The organism is Amycolatopsis iheyensis (assembly GCF_024703995.1).
GTDB lineage: Bacteria > Actinomycetota > Actinomycetes > Mycobacteriales > Pseudonocardiaceae > Amycolatopsis > Amycolatopsis iheyensis.
Genome location: NZ_JAMXQV010000024.1, coordinates 1 through 17,358 on the forward strand (window position 1 = coordinate 1; position 17,358 = coordinate 17,358).

At 67.8% G+C, this 17,358-nt stretch carries 20 protein-coding genes; 6 read left to right on the forward strand and 14 right to left on the reverse strand.

From position 1 onward, the window contains the following. Positions 1-107: 107 nt before the first annotated feature. Positions 108-1,571 carry a nitrosuccinate lyase gene (locus M8542_RS36005; RefSeq protein WP_257924803.1) on the reverse strand — a complete coding sequence of 488 codons (1,464 nt, stop codon included), beginning with the start codon at positions 1,569-1,571 and terminating at the stop codon, positions 108-110. Positions 1,572-1,639: 68 nt separating this feature from the next. Here M8542_RS36005 and M8542_RS36010 point away from each other — a divergent pair, with 68 nt between their 5' ends. Then, positions 1,640-2,296: a TMEM175 family protein gene (locus M8542_RS36010; RefSeq protein WP_257924804.1), complete on the forward strand. Its 657-nt coding sequence runs from the start codon at positions 1,640-1,642 to the stop codon at positions 2,294-2,296. Here the strand turns inward: M8542_RS36010 and M8542_RS36015 are convergent. Beyond that, positions 2,283-2,825 carry a DinB family protein gene (locus M8542_RS36015; RefSeq protein ID WP_257924805.1) on the reverse strand — a complete coding sequence of 181 codons (543 nt, stop codon included), beginning with the start codon at positions 2,823-2,825 and terminating at the stop codon, positions 2,283-2,285. The genes M8542_RS36010 and M8542_RS36015 overlap by 14 nt on opposite strands. Before the next feature lie 240 nt (positions 2,826-3,065). Here M8542_RS36015 and M8542_RS36020 point away from each other — a divergent pair, with 240 nt between their 5' ends. Then, the gene (locus M8542_RS36020) at positions 3,066-3,884 is read left to right on the forward strand and encodes a COG1361 family protein (RefSeq protein WP_257924806.1); all 819 of its coding nucleotides are present in this window, start codon (positions 3,066-3,068) and stop codon (positions 3,882-3,884) included. 52 nt (positions 3,885-3,936) lie between these two features. Here M8542_RS36020 and M8542_RS36025 read toward each other — a convergent pair whose 3' ends face one another. After that, positions 3,937-4,476, reverse strand: coding sequence for an AAA family ATPase (locus M8542_RS36025; RefSeq protein ID WP_257924807.1), 540 nt, complete (start codon positions 4,474-4,476; stop codon positions 3,937-3,939). A gap of 829 nt (positions 4,477-5,305) precedes the next feature. On the opposite strand from M8542_RS36025, the gene M8542_RS36030 reads away from it, so the two are divergent. Together M8542_RS36030 and M8542_RS36035 are read left to right on the forward strand one after the other, a co-directional pair. Continuing rightward, positions 5,306-5,464 (forward strand): hypothetical protein, encoded by a 159-nt coding sequence (locus tag M8542_RS36030; protein WP_257924808.1) that lies wholly within the window; start codon positions 5,306-5,308, stop codon positions 5,462-5,464. Next, the gene (locus M8542_RS36035) at positions 5,461-5,721 is read left to right on the forward strand and encodes a hypothetical protein (protein ID WP_257924809.1); all 261 of its coding nucleotides are present in this window, start codon (positions 5,461-5,463) and stop codon (positions 5,719-5,721) included. The genes M8542_RS36030 and M8542_RS36035 overlap by 4 nt, the downstream gene beginning before the upstream one ends. Before the next feature lie 133 nt (positions 5,722-5,854). Here the strand turns inward: M8542_RS36035 and M8542_RS36040 are convergent, their stop codons facing one another. From M8542_RS36040 to M8542_RS36065, 6 genes are all read right to left on the reverse strand, one after another. Further along, the gene (locus tag M8542_RS36040; protein WP_257924810.1) at positions 5,855-6,508 is read right to left on the reverse strand and encodes a DUF742 domain-containing protein; all 654 of its coding nucleotides are present in this window, start codon (positions 6,506-6,508) and stop codon (positions 5,855-5,857) included. Then, entirely contained in the window at positions 6,505-7,065 is a 561-nt protein-coding gene (locus M8542_RS36045; protein WP_257924811.1) for an RNA polymerase sigma factor, read from the reverse strand. Before M8542_RS36045 ends, M8542_RS36040 begins: the two co-directional genes overlap by 4 nt. A 5-nt stretch (positions 7,066-7,070) precedes the next feature. Continuing rightward, positions 7,071-7,319 carry a hypothetical protein gene (locus M8542_RS36050; protein WP_257924812.1) on the reverse strand — a complete coding sequence of 83 codons (249 nt, stop codon included), beginning with the start codon at positions 7,317-7,319 and terminating at the stop codon, positions 7,071-7,073. A 247-nt stretch (positions 7,320-7,566) separates the two neighbouring features. Further along, the gene (locus M8542_RS36055; RefSeq protein WP_257924813.1) at positions 7,567-8,820 is read right to left on the reverse strand and encodes a helix-turn-helix domain-containing protein; all 1,254 of its coding nucleotides are present in this window, start codon (positions 8,818-8,820) and stop codon (positions 7,567-7,569) included. Between the two features lie 129 nt (positions 8,821-8,949). Further along, positions 8,950-9,525 (reverse strand): hypothetical protein, encoded by a 576-nt coding sequence (locus M8542_RS36060; protein ID WP_257924814.1) that lies wholly within the window; start codon positions 9,523-9,525, stop codon positions 8,950-8,952. Between the two features lie 280 nt (positions 9,526-9,805). Next, the gene (locus tag M8542_RS36065; protein WP_257924815.1) at positions 9,806-11,587 is read right to left on the reverse strand and encodes an Hsp70 family protein; all 1,782 of its coding nucleotides are present in this window, start codon (positions 11,585-11,587) and stop codon (positions 9,806-9,808) included. 315 nt (positions 11,588-11,902) lie between these two features. Here M8542_RS36065 and M8542_RS36070 point away from each other — a divergent pair, with 315 nt between their 5' ends. Next, the gene (locus M8542_RS36070) at positions 11,903-12,139 is read left to right on the forward strand and encodes a hypothetical protein (RefSeq protein WP_257924816.1); all 237 of its coding nucleotides are present in this window, start codon (positions 11,903-11,905) and stop codon (positions 12,137-12,139) included. A gap of 71 nt (positions 12,140-12,210) precedes the next feature. Here M8542_RS36070 and M8542_RS50460 read toward each other — a convergent pair whose 3' ends face one another. The 5 genes from M8542_RS50460 to M8542_RS36095 all read right to left on the reverse strand — a co-directional run bounded on the left by M8542_RS50460 (position 12,211) and on the right by M8542_RS36095 (position 15,908). Further along, positions 12,211-12,906 (reverse strand): endonuclease domain-containing protein, encoded by a 696-nt coding sequence (locus M8542_RS50460; protein ID WP_257924817.1) that lies wholly within the window; start codon positions 12,904-12,906, stop codon positions 12,211-12,213. 68 nt (positions 12,907-12,974) lie between these two features. Next, positions 12,975-14,096: a competence protein CoiA family protein gene (locus M8542_RS36080; protein WP_257924818.1), complete on the reverse strand. Its 1,122-nt coding sequence runs from the start codon at positions 14,094-14,096 to the stop codon at positions 12,975-12,977. Between the two features lie 76 nt (positions 14,097-14,172). Further along, entirely contained in the window at positions 14,173-14,355 is a 183-nt protein-coding gene (locus M8542_RS36085) for a hypothetical protein (protein WP_257924819.1), read from the reverse strand. Positions 14,356-14,468: 113 nt separating this feature from the next. Beyond that, the gene (locus M8542_RS36090; RefSeq protein ID WP_257924820.1) at positions 14,469-15,047 is read right to left on the reverse strand and encodes a hypothetical protein; all 579 of its coding nucleotides are present in this window, start codon (positions 15,045-15,047) and stop codon (positions 14,469-14,471) included. A 450-nt stretch (positions 15,048-15,497) separates the two neighbouring features. Next, entirely contained in the window at positions 15,498-15,908 is a 411-nt protein-coding gene (locus M8542_RS36095; RefSeq protein ID WP_257924821.1) for a histone-like nucleoid-structuring protein Lsr2, read from the reverse strand. Positions 15,909-16,232: 324 nt separating this feature from the next. Here M8542_RS36095 and M8542_RS36100 point away from each other — a divergent pair, with 324 nt between their 5' ends. Continuing rightward, positions 16,233-16,760, forward strand: a complete 528-nt coding sequence (locus tag M8542_RS36100; protein WP_257924822.1) for a hypothetical protein — start codon at positions 16,233-16,235, stop codon at positions 16,758-16,760. The last annotated feature ends 598 nt before the right edge of the window (positions 16,761-17,358 follow it).

The following is a 17,358-nucleotide window of genomic DNA, read 5'->3' on the forward strand; positions in this document are numbered from 1 at the left end:
CGCCTGCAGCCGCCCGCAGCCACCCCACGCCAGCAGCCGCCCGGCGCCTGCAGCCGCCCGCAGCCACCCCGCGCCCGCAGCCGCCATCGCCCGCGGCCGCCCCGGTCTCAGGCCGAAGCGCCGCCCGCCCCCGGCTCACCGAGCGCGCGGTCGACCAGAGCGCCCGCCGCGCCGGTGTAGGCGGCCGGGTCGACCAGGCCGTCCAGCGCCGCCGGGGTGAGCACCTCGGTGATCGCGGGCAGCTCGTCCAGCACCTCACGCAGCGGCCGCTCCTCCCGCACCGCGCGTCGCGACGCCTCGCCCAGCAGCTCCTTGGCCTTCGCCTTGCCGAGCAGCGGCGCGAGCGCCGCGGAGAGCCGTTCGGAGACGATCAGCCCGTGCGTCGACGCCAGGTTCGCCCGCATCCGCTCCGGCTGCGCGGTGAGCCCACGCGCCAGCTCGGCGGCGGTGTGCGCGGCACCGCCGGTCAGCCGGAGGCACTCGCGGATCAGCTGCCACTCGGCGTGCCACACCCCGGCCGAGCGCTCGTCCTCGGTCAGCATCGACTGCGTGACCCCGGCGGCCAGCACCGGCACCTGCAGCGCGGCCGACCGGATCAACGTCGCGAGCACCGGGTTCCGCTTGTGCGGCATCGCCGAGGAGCCACCCCGCCCGTCGGCGGCCGGCTCGGTGACCTCACCCAGCTCCGTGCGCGTCAGCGTCTCGACGTCGACGGCCAGCTTCCCCAGCGCACCCGCCGTGAACGCGAGCGCGCTCGCCAGGTCCACCACCGGCGTGCGCAGCGAGTGCCACGGCAGCACCGGCGCGGCCAGCCCCGTCTCGACGGCGAACGCGGCGGTCAGGCGCCCCGCGTACCCGTCGCCGTCGATGGCGGCGGCGAGATCATCGCCCCCGCCCCCGCTGCCGTCGGCCGGCTCGGTGCGCGCGTCGCCGGCGAGGCGGGCGTACTCGATGTACGCCGCCAGCGTTCCGGCCGCGCCGCCGAGGGACACCGGCAGCCCGCCGTCCAGCACGCGACGGATCCGGACCGCCGCGTCCAGCACCAGCTGCCGCCAGCCCGCGGCCTTGAGCCCGAACGTCGTCGGGACCGCGTGCGCCGTCAGCGTCCGGCCGGCCATCGTCGTGTCCCGGTGCTCGCGCGCCAGGCCGGCCAGCGCCTCGGCCGTCGCGTCGAGGTCGGCCGCGAGCGGCCGCAGCGTCCGGTCGGCGACCAGCATCATCGCCGTGTCGAAGATGTCCTGGCTGGTCGAGCCGCGGTGCACGTACTCCGCCGCGCCGGGCACGATCTCACCGACCGCCGACGTCAGCGCCTGCACCAAGCCGACGACCGGGTTCGCGGTCGCCCGCGACCCACGCGCCAGCTCGACGACGTCGATCCGCGCACTGCCCGCCGCCTCCGTGATGGCCGCCGCGGCCTCGGCCGGGACCGTCCCGAGCCGCGCCTGTGCTCTCGCCAGCGCCGCTTCGGCGTCGAGCATCGCGCGTAACCAGGCCTCGTCGCCGGTCGACGCTTCGGCCGGCGTACCGGCCCGCACCGGGGACAGGAGTCCGGAATCGGGGTCTACGGTCATGGCGTCAGCATCGCACGCGCCCTACCTCGGCAGCCGTCACACAGCCGGGTCTGGCACGCTCACCAGCCATGAGCAGCGCCACGCCCGACGAAGCCGTCGAAGACATCGAGCCTCGCGGGATCGCCGCGGAACGGCTCGTCTTCTTCTCGGACGCCGTCGTCGCGATCGCGATCACCTTGCTCGCGCTCGAGCTGCCGCTGCCGGAGGGCCCCACCAGCGCCGAACTGCTGCGTTCACTCGGTCATCACCAGTCCGAATACGTCTCCTTCCTGATCAGCTTCGCGGTGATCGGCGGGCACTGGCGCGCCCACCACCGCCTCTTCCACTACGTGACCAAGGTCGACGGGACCCTGATCCGCCTCACCTTCGGCTGGCTCCTGATGCAGGTGATCATGCCGTTCGCCACCAAGGTGATCGCCGAAGACGGCGGGTTCGAATTCCGCTTCGTCTTCTACGCGCTCGTGCAGGTCGTCGCCTTGTCGCTCCTCCTCCTGATGGCCGGGCGGATCCAGCGTCGCCACCTGTACCGCGTGGACACCCCTCCGGAGCTCTTCGGCGGGGTCTACCACGGCCTCGGCACGATGATCGCCGCCTTCGCCGTCTCCATCCCGGTCGCGTTCGCGACGAAATGGGCCTACGCCTGCTGGGTCGTCATTCCCCTCCTGGGTGCCCTCCTCCTCCGGCTTCGCCGCCGCTCGGCGACCGGAGCCGCTACTCCCCGGTGACGCCGTCGATCCGTTCGCGGACGAGGTCGGCTTGGCCGATGTGGCGCGCGTACTCGCCGATCATGCGCAGCATCAGCCACCGCAAGGTGAACGGTTCGCCGGTGCTGATGCGAGTGCCCGTCTGCTCCAGCGCACTCGCCGCGACGATCTCCCGGGAGCGCGCGCATTCCGCGTGCCACAAGGAAAACGCCTCGTCGACGTCGCCGTCGAGGGACGTGAAGTCCTGTTCCGGATCGTCATCGGAGTAGTACAGGACCGGCACGTCCTCACCCGCGAACTGGATCCGGAACCACCAGCGCTCGACGCCGGTGAGGTGCCGCAGCAGCCCGTGCAGGGTCAACGTCGAAGGTGGAACCGAGCGTTCGGACAGTCTTCCGGGGTCCAGACCGGTGCATTTCAGTTCGAAGGTGCGCCGGTAGTACTCGAGGCTTTCGGTCAGCGCCTGGCGTTCGCCGGCGATCGGTGTCGGGTCGGTCCGGTCGCCGGTGAGGCGGGCCGGGGCGGTCACGGGGACGGTGTGTTCGGTCATGTGCGGAGCGTGCCACAGGGGTCCGACAATTTCGGTTCGCCGCTGTGGCCGGTGACCGGGCAACCAGCGGAAACCCCCAGTTCAGACACGGTTTCGCGAACCCGGTAACGAATGTCGGGGAGCGGCGATCTGATCTTCGTCAGCTGCTGCGATCACCCGTCCCCACCCCGGTTGGAGCGGCACCCCTCGGCCCGGAATCAGGAGATCAGGATTATGGAGCGAACCGGTCGAAGAACCGCCGTGTTGGCCGCGCTGACCGCGGCGGCCCTCTTCTCGGCGCCCGCCGTCGCGTCCGCGGCGCCCGCCCCCAGCACGATCGACGTCAGCGACACCTCGCTCCACGCGGGTGACACGTTCACCGTCACCGAGCAGCTGTACAACCCGACGGACTTCACGGTCACCGGCGCGAAGGCGGCGCTCTACGCCAAGGAAAAGCCGATCGTCGACCTCGTCGACCTGGTCTCCTGCGCCGGCACGATCGGCTGCGACCAGTACCTCAGCAGCTACCGCGGCGGCGTCGGCGACCTGAACGCGGGCGAGAGCCGCACCGTGACGTTCACCTTGCGCGTCAAGGAGGACGTGACCGGCGGCGAGTTCACGCTGCAGCACCAGTTCGCGGGCGACAACTACGCGTTCTCGGTCGAGGACGGCCCGGCCGTCACGATCACCGCGGCCCCGAAGGCCGACGTCAAGGTCGCGCTGACCGCCACCCCGCGCATCGGCCTGGTCGCCCGCGTCGACTACGTGATCACGGTGTCGAACACCGGCCCGGGCACGGCAACCGGCGTCCGCGTGACGGCGAACGCGGGGTCGGGCCGCTCGGTCACCTCGGCGACCGGCTGCACCCGCTCGGGATCGACGCTGACCTGCGCGATCGGCAACCTGGCGCCGGGCGCCTCGGCCACGGCGAAGTTCACGTCGGAGGGCGGCGTCTTCGCCTGGGGCGCGTTCACGGCGACGGCCCAGCGGTCGGCGAGCACCCCGGCCGACCCGAACGCGGCCAACGACACGGCGTCGAAGAAGTGCACGGCCTACACCGGGCTGTTCGTGCAGTGCTGAGTTGATGTCCCGACGCGCGCGGGGCCCGGCCGGGCCCCGCGCGCGTGTCTGTTCAGGACAGTGCGAAGGTCGCCGAGCGGGCTTGGCGACGCACCGCGTCAGCGGTCTCCTCGATGGTCTGCCCGGAGGTGTCGAGGACGTTCGCCTCGAGGTCGCCCAGCGCGACGAACGCGCCGTGCATCCCCTTGATGGGCTCGACCTCGGTGAGCTCCTTGCCTTCGCGGGCGGTCCCCCGGGCGAGGGTGACCTCGAGAGTGGGCCGCAGCACGACATAGAAGAGCGGGAGGTCATCGCGCTTCGCGGCGTCGCGGAAGGGCTCGAGCGCCCAGGGACCGATGACGCCGTCGAGTACGACGTCGTAACCCCCGCGGGCGTACCCGCAGGCGGCCTCGGCGATCACCCCGAGCACGACGTCGTTCTGCTCGGCGGCCTCGGGCAGGTAGGGCGCGACGAACCCGGTCTTGATCCACACGTAGAAGCTGTCGGTGTGCAGGTGCACGGTGGGCCGCGGCGCATCCTCGGCGACCAGCCGCGCGACGGTGGACTTCCCGGCACCGGGTGGCCCGGTGAGGATCAGCAGTGAACCTGGCATGCAGGCATCATGCGCACAGGGCCGGGTGAAGAACCAGTCTTGACCTCGGCGGCGACGTCAGCCGGACCCGGTGTGCGGGTGGGTGCGGGGGACCTGGCTAAACTTGGGGCGCGGGCCGTTAGCTCAATTGGTAGAGCTGCGGACTTTTAATTCCCGGGTTTATGGTTTCAATTAGTCCCAAATAGTGTCGAGCAAGTCTAATCTGTGCAGGTCAGGCGACATTTACTGCAAGAGTCAGTGTCGTGCAGTGTCTCGCGGTATCGGGCGCTCCGTGAGCAACGGAGCCCAATCGGAGACCGCCGATTAGTCGGTTCTCCGGGCGGCAGACTCTACGGTCGGATCTTAAAGTTTCATGATCCTTCGTCCTTTTAATCCGTAGGTTCTGGGTTCGAGCCCCAGGCGGCCCGCCGAATGTTACACGTCTGACCAGCCGTTTTGTTGTCGGCGCAGCCACCTGTGCTGCTGGAAACGGCTGTGTGGGCTCCGTTGCGTCTCCGTTTTCACTGGCGTGCCAGACAGCTGTCAGCCCCGGGCTCGCCGCGGTCAACCACCTCGACCCCGATGACATCGCCATCGCGACTGGACGCAATGACGGCGTCACCGCCGCGGCCCTGGCCGCGCTCACCGGACGCAACGTCGCCGAGCTGGTCCGGGCGCTGCCGCAACTCGAAACTCGAGTCGCCGCAGGCGCGGTTCGTGCCCCACCGGGTCTTGCCCGCGTTGCCCCCACCGCCACCTCGGTGGCCCGGTCCGGATCCCGCGATCGCACCATCACGTCTGCCTGCGCCACCGCATCTGGCTCGGCTCGCTTAGTCCCGGCAGCACCGCGGTGATCGACACTCCCGGCCCGGTCGACATCGGCGTCTTGCCCGAGGTCGTCGCGGCGCTGCGCCGCCACCGCGACCACACCACCAGCTACGTCGTGCACGTCGCCATCGACGCCTGGGACCGCGCACACCGCTACGACCTTCTCGGCCGGCGCCAATGACGACGCCTGCACCGCCTTCACCCGGCCTGACCCGCGTTTCGCTCGGCGATTCCGCAGCCCACCCCGTGTGCTGCCCCGACATCATCACCATCGCCAGCGTCCTAGCCTCACCCCACTGGCAGGCCATCGCCGCCAACCCCCTCACCGAAAACACCGTCTGCACTGAGGTCATCCGCCGCCTCTGCGGAGGCGGTGACCACGATCCCTTCGACGCCGCCGCCGCCATCTGGCCCTCCAACCGCCCCCTGCGCTACTGAGCCGAAGGACACCAACAGGACCGACGCCGCCGCGACGCCGACGGACACTGGGACACCTTGGTCGCCCACCTTCCGCAGAATTCAGCGCTGTTCGGTCAGCCTTCGGTGATCGATACCTGTCCACGGTCCTGGTTCACATCTCGCGAAGTCGCTCAAGTACGACGGCCATTAACGCCAGGCTGGGACCGCCGTCCTCCTCGAGCTGAGGAAGGATCACCGTCGCCAGGCCCGCGTCGACAACATCGGCGATGACAACGCGCGCTACTCCGAACGGCCACTCTAGCCGTGCAGCGATCTCCGCAACGGCCGTCGGGCGAACGCACAGTTCGCAGACGCGGCTCCACTCCAGAGAGCGCACCGTGGCCGGATCCAGGCCCGGGGCGGTGACCACAAGTGCTTCCAAGGCGAACTGAGGAGCCCGGGTGCGACCACGTGTTTTCATGTAAGGCCTGACCAGGCCAGTTGCTCCGACGAGCTCTGGTACGCCGTCGTCCGACTCCGGCATAGCGAAAGCGCTGAGACGGGAGAGGTGCCGAGGTGGCCGGTCCTCTGAATGCGGCTCGGCCTCAGAGCCGCCGTGCGGACGCGTGCGGAAGTCAGGCCCAATCAGCAGGGCACCCTGCTGTAACCCGGCTCCCGCGTCGCCTTCTCCTGCGTCTCGGAACTGTTGAGGAACTCGCGAGCGCAGGTCGGCAAGACCGGCGTCGGGATCGAACTCGATGAGGTGGGGTTCCTCCTCATGGGCGCGCTGCACCAGATCGCGGATGGCGTCGTTCGGCTCGGTCATTGCCTCTCGCCTCCTTGGTCGGTCTGGTTGAGTTGGTCGAGCCCGGGTTTCAGGACGGCACGTAGACGCTCTACGTGGGTTCGGACGGTTGACTTGCTCATTGTGAGCGCGTAGGCGACCTCGTCGTAGTTGAATTCTTCGATGAAGAACAGCACAGCCACGGCTCGGCGTCGAGGCGGCTGCTGGGCGATCAACTCCCGCACGACCCTGAGCACGGTGAGTTCGTCGAGGACTGCGGCAAGATGGATGTCCTCCTGCGCCCAGGCTTCCAACTCGTCGTCGAGATCTGCGAGTTTGCGCTGGCGGCGGTACACGTCCATGACTTTCTTCGACGCGATTCCCAGCACGTACTTGCGGTTGTCCTCTGACGACACGTGCTGCCGATGCGACCAGAGGCGGAGCATCTGGCAGTAGGCCTCCTGGGTCGCATCCTGCGCGATGTAGGAGTCGCCGGCGGCAATCCGCAGAACCGCGCGGAAGGTCCGAGGAGCGGTCAAGCGGTAGAACTCCTCGAAGCTCTCCACCAGCGGCGCGGACGGCGGCCCCAGCGATCCCATGCGTGTCATGCTGCCGGGTCGTTCCGGTCAACGCGACATTTCGCGTCAGGTTCCGGAGCGATGTCGCAGATCGTGACGTCGACGACCGCGCCGTCGGCGTCACGGTCGATGATCCGGCTGCCGGGTGCGGCCTGGGCGATGACTCGCTCGACGCTGGCTCGACGCACGCGGTACCGCAGCAGGGCGATCAGCTGCCGTGTCAATGCGCCAAGTGCCGAGATCGCCGCGATGGCGAGCAGCGGGGTGGTGCTCATCCTCGTGCCCCCTCTCGATCCCGTCCACAAAGGGCTCGGAAAACCGCGGCGTCCTGTCTACAACGACCAGAAGGAAATTTCGCCGGTTCCCGAATCGCCTGGTCAACGCACGAATGAAGTCGACGACCGGCTGGACCGAGGCGCGGGCCGGACGCCACGGCCGCCCGACCCGCGATCACCGACCAGTCGGTGTCACCGGTGACGTCTCGCCGGCGACACCGCGAGCCGCATCGTCCGGTTTCCGTGATCAGTAGTCGTCGAAGAAGCGCGTGGCTTGGTCGCGGATGCGCGTGAGCCGTTTGGAGACTGGGCTGTGGTTGCGGTAGCCGAGGGCTTGGGCGATCTCAGTGAGGTTGGTGTAGCCGCTGTTGAGCAGCACCACGATCTGGCGGCTGGTCGGGTCGAGCAGCGCCATGAAGTCGGCAGTGACCAACCGGCCTTCGATCTCGGTGTCCGGGCTTTGGACGGGGATGGTGTCGGTCAGCTCGACGAAGCGGACCTTCACCTTGTTGCGGGTGTGGTGCAGTTTTCGTTCGAAGTCGATGCGCGCGTTCGTCCAACGTTCGGAGAAGTCGTCCTCGACGCGGTTGGCGCGGACGGCCTCGAGGATGCCCCGAAGCCGGCCTCCAGCATCGGCGGCCTCGATGGTGCGGTGGACGACGTCCGCAGCCTCGGCCTCGCCGCACCACAGGTCCGCAGCCACCCGGGGATTGGTACGCACCCCGCCGCCGAAGGGCGTGCCGTCCTCGAGCGTCGGGGGTTCCTCCTCGACGCCGTTGTCAGAGGGGGGAAGGCCTCGCAGGATCTGCTCAAGCACGTTGGTGACCGGCGGCAGCCAGAAGTCCAGGTTGTGGGCGAGGATCCGGATCGGGTCGTCGGTGGAGAATCCGCTGATCGGCGACCCGGAGATGAGATCTCGCCACACCGTCGATGCCCAGGCTCGCGAGAGTCGAGTCTCGAAGTCAGCCGGCAGGTACTGCTCCGCGCCGGCGAAGTCCGCCACGAATGGCCATTGCCCGGTCCGCAGCCATGGCAGCCCGAACCGGTCGAGTGTCGCGCGGGGCAGCAGATGCATCAGCGGGGCGTACTCGTAGTAGCGCGACCGTGTGCGCGGGACGAAGACTACGTTGTGGTCGCCCCGGGCCGCCACTGCTCGGATCTCGTCCGGCAGCTCGATTCGTGCCATGGCGCGTCCGCGGAACTGCGCGGCCTCGCAAAGGAGGTTCCACCACGCGACGCCGAGCGTGAGCCGCCAGGCGGAGGTCATTGGCGGCAGTGGAACGGTCAGGTACTCCGCAGGCAGCGGGCTGTGCGCACGCAGGACCACGGTGAACACGTCGCCAGCCGAGAGGTGCCGCATCCGCGGGAAGTGCTCCGGCGTCGGGGTCGTGCCGTCCTCGTAGAGCAAGTCACTTCGGTGGATACGCGCAATCTCCGGGGGCATCGCCTTGGGCGCGTAAGCGACATCGACGGAATCCGCGAGCTCGATGGCATTCATCATGCCCATCCCACGACACGGCACCGCGATTCTGTTCCGTCCGGTGCGACCAAATCCTTGGCCGGTTGACTCCATGCTTCACCCGATCATGAGGGGCACGACTCAATCGCGACGGACGAAGATCGCGGCGGCTTACCCCGAGGTGGTGGCCTGCTGGTCTTCCCGCGACGTCTTCGCCGCCGCCCGCCCGCCGAGATACGGCTTCTTGTCCGGCCAATGCGGCTTCAACGCCGCGAGGAACCGCTCTGGGTCTTTCGTCAGCGCGGTCAAGCAGGCCACCACGAACGCGCGCATCTCCAGCTTGCGACCCGACAGCACCACCTGAGCGTCCTTCTTCAAGTCTTTCGGCGGACGAGTGGTCAACGCCGGATCGCGGTGCTTGCTGGGCATGGCGACCATCCTCGCACGGTGGCTTGCCACCAAACAAGCCAGGGTTGTCTTTGGTGGCAAGCCACCAAAGGGCTGGAGGATGCCGTGAACGTCAACACCACCGTGACCAGCGACGCGCGGACCACCGACCTGAATTTCCGAGCCAAGGCGCCGCGGCGGCTCGACCACATCGAGATCGTCGAGATCACCCGGTTCGACGCGGGCAACCGTCGGCGCTACGCCGCGACTGCGGCGCTGACCCGCACCGACGGCGTCTACAGCACCCACACCCTCGTATTCCAGGACGACCGGGACCGCTACGCCGTCCGCGACGGCCACTACGACATCCCCACCCGCGCCGAGGCCGAAGCCGACGCCCGCGTCCGCCCGCACGCAGGGCCTGCTGGTCACCGGTGTCGCATCCGCAGCGGAAGGTCTCCGCGCCGCGGAAATCGTGGGAGGCCTTCGAGCAGGGGAGTGCAGTCCGGATGGCGGCGGGTGCCGGCAGGCGGAGAGGGTAGGTCGCCCGTGCGGTCCACTCTCTCCGCCGTCGCTGTGCTGGGTCATGCCGCGTCGCAGGGGAAGCCGATTTGTCGGGCCAACGCTTAGGCGGGCTGTGTCACACCGCGAGGGCTTCGAGCTTGACGAAGTCCAACTCCACGTGCACGGGCTTGCCAGTTTCGATGACGTAGGCCCACACGTCGATCTCGGTCTCGCCGAACCGGAAACGGACCTCGACGCCGCGTCGGTCGATGTCGCGCTTCATAACTTCTTTCAGACTGACCTCCAGGCTGCCGACGTAGTCGCACGACGGGTCGGTGACGAATGTGGGAGTGCGTGACGTCGAGCGGTACACATCGAACTTGATCCCAGTCTGGTCGTCGTACAGCGGAAAGTAGCGTCGCGACACGGTTTTGGTGGTCGGCACGATGTCGCCGGCGTGTGCATGCGATGAGAAGACATTGCGGCACTTGAGTTTTCCGTCGACGACGATCTTGTGTTCGTCGCGATGGCCGGCGTTGATGTCGAAGTCTTCGGTGACGCGGATGCCGTAGGAGTACCGGACGCGGCGTGCGCGGGTGTCGGGTTCGCAGGCGAAATGGGCGGCGCCGGCGACGACGGCGCCACCGGGGTCGGGCGGAGTCAGGATCGTCGCACGGCCGGTGAAGTGGTCGGCGAGGCTCTGCCGCAGATACTCCGAGTCGGCGAATCCGCCGACGAGGAGGATGTTCTCCGGCTGTTCGAGCGGCCCGAATTCGTCAACGACGAAGGCAAGCTGCTGTTCCACCAGCTCGATGATCTGCGGGATGACCTCGGCGAAGACGGCGTGGATCTGCTCGGCGGTGATGATGAGCTGGGTCGCCTGCCCATCTTGCTGGTCTTTGAGGTTCTTCTTGGTGCGGGGGCTGAGGTGCTGCGCGATCTCGGCCGGGATCTGAAGGTAAAGCGGGTCGTCGTGGTCGACGGTTATGTGACGTTTCGCCTGCTCCCAGGCGTCACGCATGCTGCGGATCGCCGCCGGGCATCGATCGAGCAGCTTGGCGTAGGCCCGGTCTCCGCCGAAGCGTGGCTTGAGGATCAGGTTCTCGAACGCGATGTTGAGGTACACGCTGCCCCGCCAGGCGCCTCGCACCTTGCCGATCTCGGTCATTCCGTCGGAGTCGCGCCGGTACGCGGTGATGTCGATCGTGCCGCCGCCACAGTCGACGACCACGAACCGGGTGCCCGGTGTGGTGAGATCCACGGGCACGGCATCGATTCCGGTTCCGATCCGCACACCTGAGGTGAGCGCATACTGGGCCGCGGCTTCCGGCTCGAGTGCGAGGACCAGGGCGCCTTTGTCCTGGGAGACCCCGGCAGCGTAGGCGGCTTCGCGGACCAGCTGCTTCTGGTGGTCGGTGAACACGGCGGGGACCGTGATGCAGACCTGGATCTGGTCTTCACCGTACCCGGCCCGAGCGATATCGGTCAGGGCAAGCCGATAGACCTGCTTGAGGAACAACGCCAGATAGCGCTCGGGAAGGTCCGTGTGCTGCCCCATCGTGACCGTGGCGTCCACGGCCTTGTCCGGCGAACGGCCCAGCAGCATCTTGATGCTTTCCACCAGACGCAGTCCGGAGTCCTTGCCACCGGCGTTGCGGAGGTCTCCCTTGTGCTGCGCGTCGTAGCCGAATGCCACCACCTCGCCCTCGGTGTCCAGCAGCAGGCGCGTGAGCGTCTTGACCGCGTCCTGCGGGGCACCGGGCCAGTTTCGCCGCTTGGTGATCTCACGCTGACCGCCGCTGGGCGAGTCCGGGGTGATGATCGTCCAGGCGTAGCCGGTGCCGTAGGTGCCGACATCGATGCCGAGGCGGACCGGACGGAACTTGCGAGGTGCAGGAGGGATGTGTTGCGTTGACATGGGCGCGGACGCTAGCGACGAGGTCCGACAAAACTGCCGCTGTGATCGGCCTCTGGTGTAAACGGAGGACAATGTTCATGCATTCGAGTGAAAGGTGACGTCACGCGGGCTCTGCGCGGGCGACCACTCGGGGTACTGGCAAGAAGTGTTGTCAGGCTCGCCCGGCGGGATGACCTCAATCATGTCTCCGGGCAGGTGTGGCTCGTTCTTGTGGCAGTTGCGACGAAGCGTTCCACGTCTCGTCGGAGATTAGTGCCCAGGTGTCGGCATGGCAGCGCATCTCCATCGTGTGACCGGATAGGGAAGACTGACGAGATGACAGGGGCACGATCGTTCTACCTCGGGCTGATCATCCACCGGACCAACCGGCCAGACCTGCGGAACGTGACAGCGGCCGAGTTCAACCGCGCCACGATCTTCAACTCCCGGGAATTCATCGCCCATCACCCGCACGGCCTGCCCGACTCGGCCCTGCAACGGGCGTTGCACGCCGACCTATGGACCCAGCGCCAGTGCCTCCAGATCATCACCGAGACCGCTCGGTTCTTCTGAGCCTGCCACCCATCGGCCGACGCCATTGCGGCGGTGAGCACCTTGCAGATGCCGGACACTGGCCGATGGAGCTACTTGCTGCACGGTGGTTCTCCCTCGTCGCCGTATCGAGGACACCAGCGGTAGTAACTGCTATCGAGGTTGCTGCTCGGGGCGGCCCGTCCGTGCTGTGGTTGCCAGCCGCCCCAGTGCCGGGTGTTGCAGGTGTTGCACAGTGGCGCGCGGACGAACCCGTGGGTGTGGCAGTGGTCCCACACCCGGGCGGGCTCGCTTAGGCAGCCCGCACAGATGAACCGCGCGGCGGCGGGCCAACCGCGGCGGCCTGCTGGGTCGGTGCGGTACTGCCGTCCGCCCAGTTCGCCGTTGTAGATCACCGGCTGCGCGCTGTCGCCCTGCGCGCCGTAAACGACGACCGCGCGCTTGATCTCGCCGAGATCGGCGACCATCGCCTCGCCGACGCGCTCGAACCAGCCGTGGGAGTCGGCCCCGTGGTGGACACCCAGGCACGAGCAGTCGCAGTCGACACCGGTCGCCTCGAGGCAGGCCCGGGTGCACCGCGACAGCGTCGACATGTCCCGGCAGACCACGACGTAGCCGTAGCGGTCGATTGCCGCGATCACCAGCCGCGTCAGGCAGTTGCGCGGCAACGTCCACCGGTCCCCGTCGAGTTGAGGGGATCGGATGCGGACGGTCTCGTGCAGCCACCGGCGGTTGCCTTTGCGGGCCGGGATCTTCGCGATGACCTGTCCATTCCGCGGAAGCCACACCTGTGGCACTCCGGGACCTGTCTGCACGCGCCGGCCGACGACGCGGACCGCAGGTACGTCGTCGTGGCTCATGCCGAGGGCGGTTGCGGCGCGGCCAGGTTGTAGAAGCTCTGCGGAGGTCGGCTGGCGATCATCTGAAAGCATCGGGGACAGAGGACGCCGCCGGGGCCTCGCGGGGCCTGGTGGCATTTCGTGCAGGTCAGCGGAGCGGTCGTCGCGCGCAGCGCGTCGTGCGGGTTTTCGCACACCGTGCTTCGGCTGGCCCGACGGCCGGGCCGGCTGCGGGAGCCGGGCTGGTAGACGTATCGGCTGGCGTCGTCGGTGAGGTCGCGCAGCAGGTCGAGGTCCTCATGGGGGATGAGGCGGACGCTGCCGCGTAGGTCGATGATAGGCACGATCCGGCGGGCCGGCACCTGCTCGGCGACATCGTCGACGGTCAGCCCCGGCCACGGCTCGGCGATCGGATGGAATCCGCCGCAGGGCGGTTTGGGACGCTTGCGGGTGCCGTTCGGGCAGTTGCCGAGGGTGGTGACGGTGCAGCGGGTGGCGACCAGTCGGCGCGGGCCGATCGCGGTCGCGGCCCGGCGTGGCGGCAGCGAGCTCCAGGGGCGGGGGTTGCTGCCGACGGTGGGGACGTCGAAAAACCAGGCCGAGGGCCGGTCGGAGTCGAGGAACCACACCGCCAGCCATCCGGCTTGGAATGAGCGGGTGGTGCGGGCTTTCACCGACTGGGTCTGCACCTGGGAGTGCTGGACCTCGATGCCGGTCGGCCGCGGGCCGGAGATCGCGACGTCCAGGATGGTGCCGGCGCCGGTGCGCTGCTCCTGGGTGGCCGGGTGGCCGGCGTCCTCAGCGGCGCGCTGCCAGTAGTCCTTCTGGATCCGGTGTTCGTCGGACTCGCGCGCGATCGCGTGTTTCTCGGCGCAGCGGCTGCCGGGGAAGTGCACCGCCCAGTAGCGGTCCCCGATGCGTTTGACGTACATCTCCGCGCCGTCCTCGTCTGGTCCGGCCGCCCGGCTCGTGCCGTCGGGCTCGCGGATGCTGGCCTGCTGGCACAGCAAGATCTTGTCGCCGCGATGGATCTGGCCGTGCAACGCACTGATCACGGCGAAATCAGCGGTATTGAGTTCGGCCAGGTCGAGCAGACGGTCCTGCCCGGGACGAGGGGTGTAACGCACCAAGGTCGACATCCGCGAACCTCCCTGCGGTAGGCCCTCTCAGAGTAGGAGCCGGCACCGACAGTCCGACGACAGCTACCCTCGGTGTTCAGCCGGCTCGTCCCTTGTCCTGCGACTCGATTGGGCGGACCTCCGGGGTGCCGGCAGCCGCCTTGTCGAGGACGTGAAGCTCGAATCGAGCCGTGTCGTAGCCGCCGATGTCCCAGGCGAGATCACTGTTCCCGACGCGCCACTCGTGCCCGGTGGCCCGCTCTCGCAACAACCACGCCACGTGCCCTCCCGCTGACGGCTTGACCGCACCCGCCTCCGACCACGGTAGCAGCACATGGAACATACGTTCGACCAAGGCGAGGTGGGTCGCGGCGCGGAAACGGGAGTTGCGTGTCAGGGGCCGGCGAGCATCGCGAGGGTGACGTCAGGGCCGAGGTTGGCGCTGTCTCCAGTGAGCTGATGCAGGATCTCTGCGTTGACGATGCGGCAGAGTGCGGTGCAGTGACGTTCCCAGTCGTCGAAAGCCGCGGCCGCGGTACTGTCGGCGACACTCATCCGCCTCCGCAGTTTCACGTAGACCTCATAGCCGGGATCGCCCGGCCGCGGTTCGCACCCCTGGGTGATGAGAAGAAACTCCTTGAACAAGGCCCCCGCGGCAAGGTGGTCGCGGGACAGGTCCGTCAACGACACGTCCGCCAGCACTGCGGGCCCATTCACGACGTTCTCGCGGGCTTGGGGGATGATGCCAGCGGCGGTCGTCGCCGTGATCGCGAACGAGAGCATCACCAGCTCTACCGCACGTTCCGTCTGATCGACGGAGCCCGGAGGTAGTAGGCCTGCGCGTCGATCGAACCGACCGAAAATCACCTCAGCGTGGTGATAGGCCGCGCGCCACAGATTCATCGGCTGAACCCCGAGCGGCCCCGGCTCGGCCGGCTCTTCCGTTGTGCGGTCCCGCTGTTGCCCGCTCATCGCTTCTTCCCCTTCCCTCTCGCGTGCGAGTCCACCGGCCGCCGTCCGACGGGTCCCTGTTGACCTGCACGCGTGCCCTTGACCTGGGAGCCTTTCAGCCGGTTCCCGAACTTGATAAGCGATCTTCAGCATGTCATCACGCATGCGCGCCTGACGGCCAAACGCTGCCTAAACCCACCGAAGTGGTCGAACGAAAGTTCGGTTCGACCGAAGGTCAGGATGACAAGTCGGCCGGACCGGGCGATCGGGTTGGCCGGCGCGCGTGCGCCAGGCGGGCCGGTTCGCATGCGTCTTGGCAACGACAGGTCGAATTCAGGACCGGGTGCCGCGACGGTCCCGAGGTGGTCCAGTGCGACGCGTGCCGTGCTGATCCGGCGGCGAAGGTACGTCCATGCCTCGCCGCGGGATGAGCGCGAATCTGGTGGGCCCATCCCGCGGCAGCGGCTGCGTCTACCTCTTGGCTGCGGCGACCTTTTTCCGCGAGCCACGCTTTGGCTTCGCTGGTTCGGGTTCGGTTTCCTGGGCGCGCTTGTACAGGTCGATGATCTCTGTGGACAGCCTGCCGCGATCGGAGATCTCGTGGCCATTGGCCTTAGCCCATGCGCGTACCTTTTTCGAGTGCTCACGACTGGTCGAATTGCTTGAGACGCTGGTCGACCCCGTCGCCGTGTTCCTGCGTTTGCGGCCACCGGTTCGGCGCGCGGCTTCGATGTAGCCGCCGAGTTCCGCGCGGAGGCCTTCGGCGTTCTCATCGGACAGGTCGATCTCGTACTCGATGCCATCGAGTGCGAACGTCACGGTTTGAGTCGCCGCGGTTCCGTCGATGTCGTCCAGTAGTTCTACTTTTACGTTCCGTGCCATGCCGTGGCTCCAGAGTGCTTGCCTTGATGCTGGGACGCCGTCGAATATAGCGCACGCCGAAACCGGATAAACAGCTAATGCTGGCTTGTGTGGCAAGTGTGGCACCGGCTATAGAGAAACCTTTGCGTATTCCGCAACGCGGGCTTGAATGCCTATCGATCCAGCCCTACGGTTTCGTGGTGGCGCGGTGACGTGTAGTAGTCGGAACTACTGCGCTGACAGCAAGCGAGGCGCAGGCAGTCTCGATTTGCCCTGCTGCCTCGATTCCGGCCACGGTCGAATGTAGGGACGTCGTGGCGCGTCCCGGAATTGAGGGGTGATGACATGAAGGCGCGGACCGTGTGGGCTGCCTTGCTTGCCGGTGAACCGGGTGTCATTTTCGGGGTGTCGGTCTTGGTATTCGTGGTCGTCGTGGCGGTGGTGCTCGTGTTCTGTGACGTGGCGCCGCGGCGGGTCGAGGTGCCTGAAGGCGACCGCCCGACGGTGTGGCAGCTTCAGCGGCAGAGTCCTCGGAATAGGGAGGAATGGCTGCGGCGGCGGATTGAGGCCTATCGGGGTGCGATCAGAGCGCGAGCTGCGGAGGTTGCGCAGGAGAGCGCCGCGATGGCGGATCGGGAGGCGAAGCTGGTCGCACTGGTCACCGACGACGACTGGCCGACTCTGGAGGACCTGCACGAGGCAGAAGATGCGTCCGTCGATGTCAGGGCCGCGTCAGGTCTCCCCGGTGCCGCTGCGCAGGCGTGCAAACCTCTGCCGATCGCTCCCGACGGTTCCTGCTGCGGTCAGTTGCGTCTGGTGGTGTCGCACGAACCTCGGCCGTTGGCCTTCGGTCCGAGGGAGATCGCCGCGTGAGGTACCCAACTGCTTGCTGGCCGGACGTGGGGATGACGGACTCGGGACGGGCCTCTGGTTGCACCGCTCGGCGGTTCGGTGAGCGCAACGGAGGTTTCGGTGACTTCGTTCGTCGACCTGCCCCTTGAATGGATCTCTCCGTCTGACGGTGTCCGGTGGGAGTGGCACCTGTTCGAGGCTGACGAGCTGGTGCATCTCTACCGGGTCGCCGAGCTGGGGAATCCACGATTGTGCCTCCTTCGCCCGAGGTGTGTGCTGGACGACCCATATCCCCTCGACCACGACCGGCCGGGCATCAACCTGCGCACGGTGATCCCCCGACAGGACGGGATATGCCCACGGTGCGCCCTGCACCTCCGGGCCACAGTCCCTCAGCTTCTCACCGGAACACCGGAAGCCGGCGAGTCAACGGGCGACCTGTTCCAGGGTGATGACCGTTCATGAAGACTCGTGATCGAGCAATGCCCGAGCGTGCAGCAGCCGTGGCCCCGTCTCTGGAAAACGTGACCGGTCTGCTGGGTCGAAGGCTCGTCTTCAGTCGCCTCGTCGTTGGGCCCCCGGCACCGCGTAGCGCGATCTTCTGTCGAGTTTGGGCGAG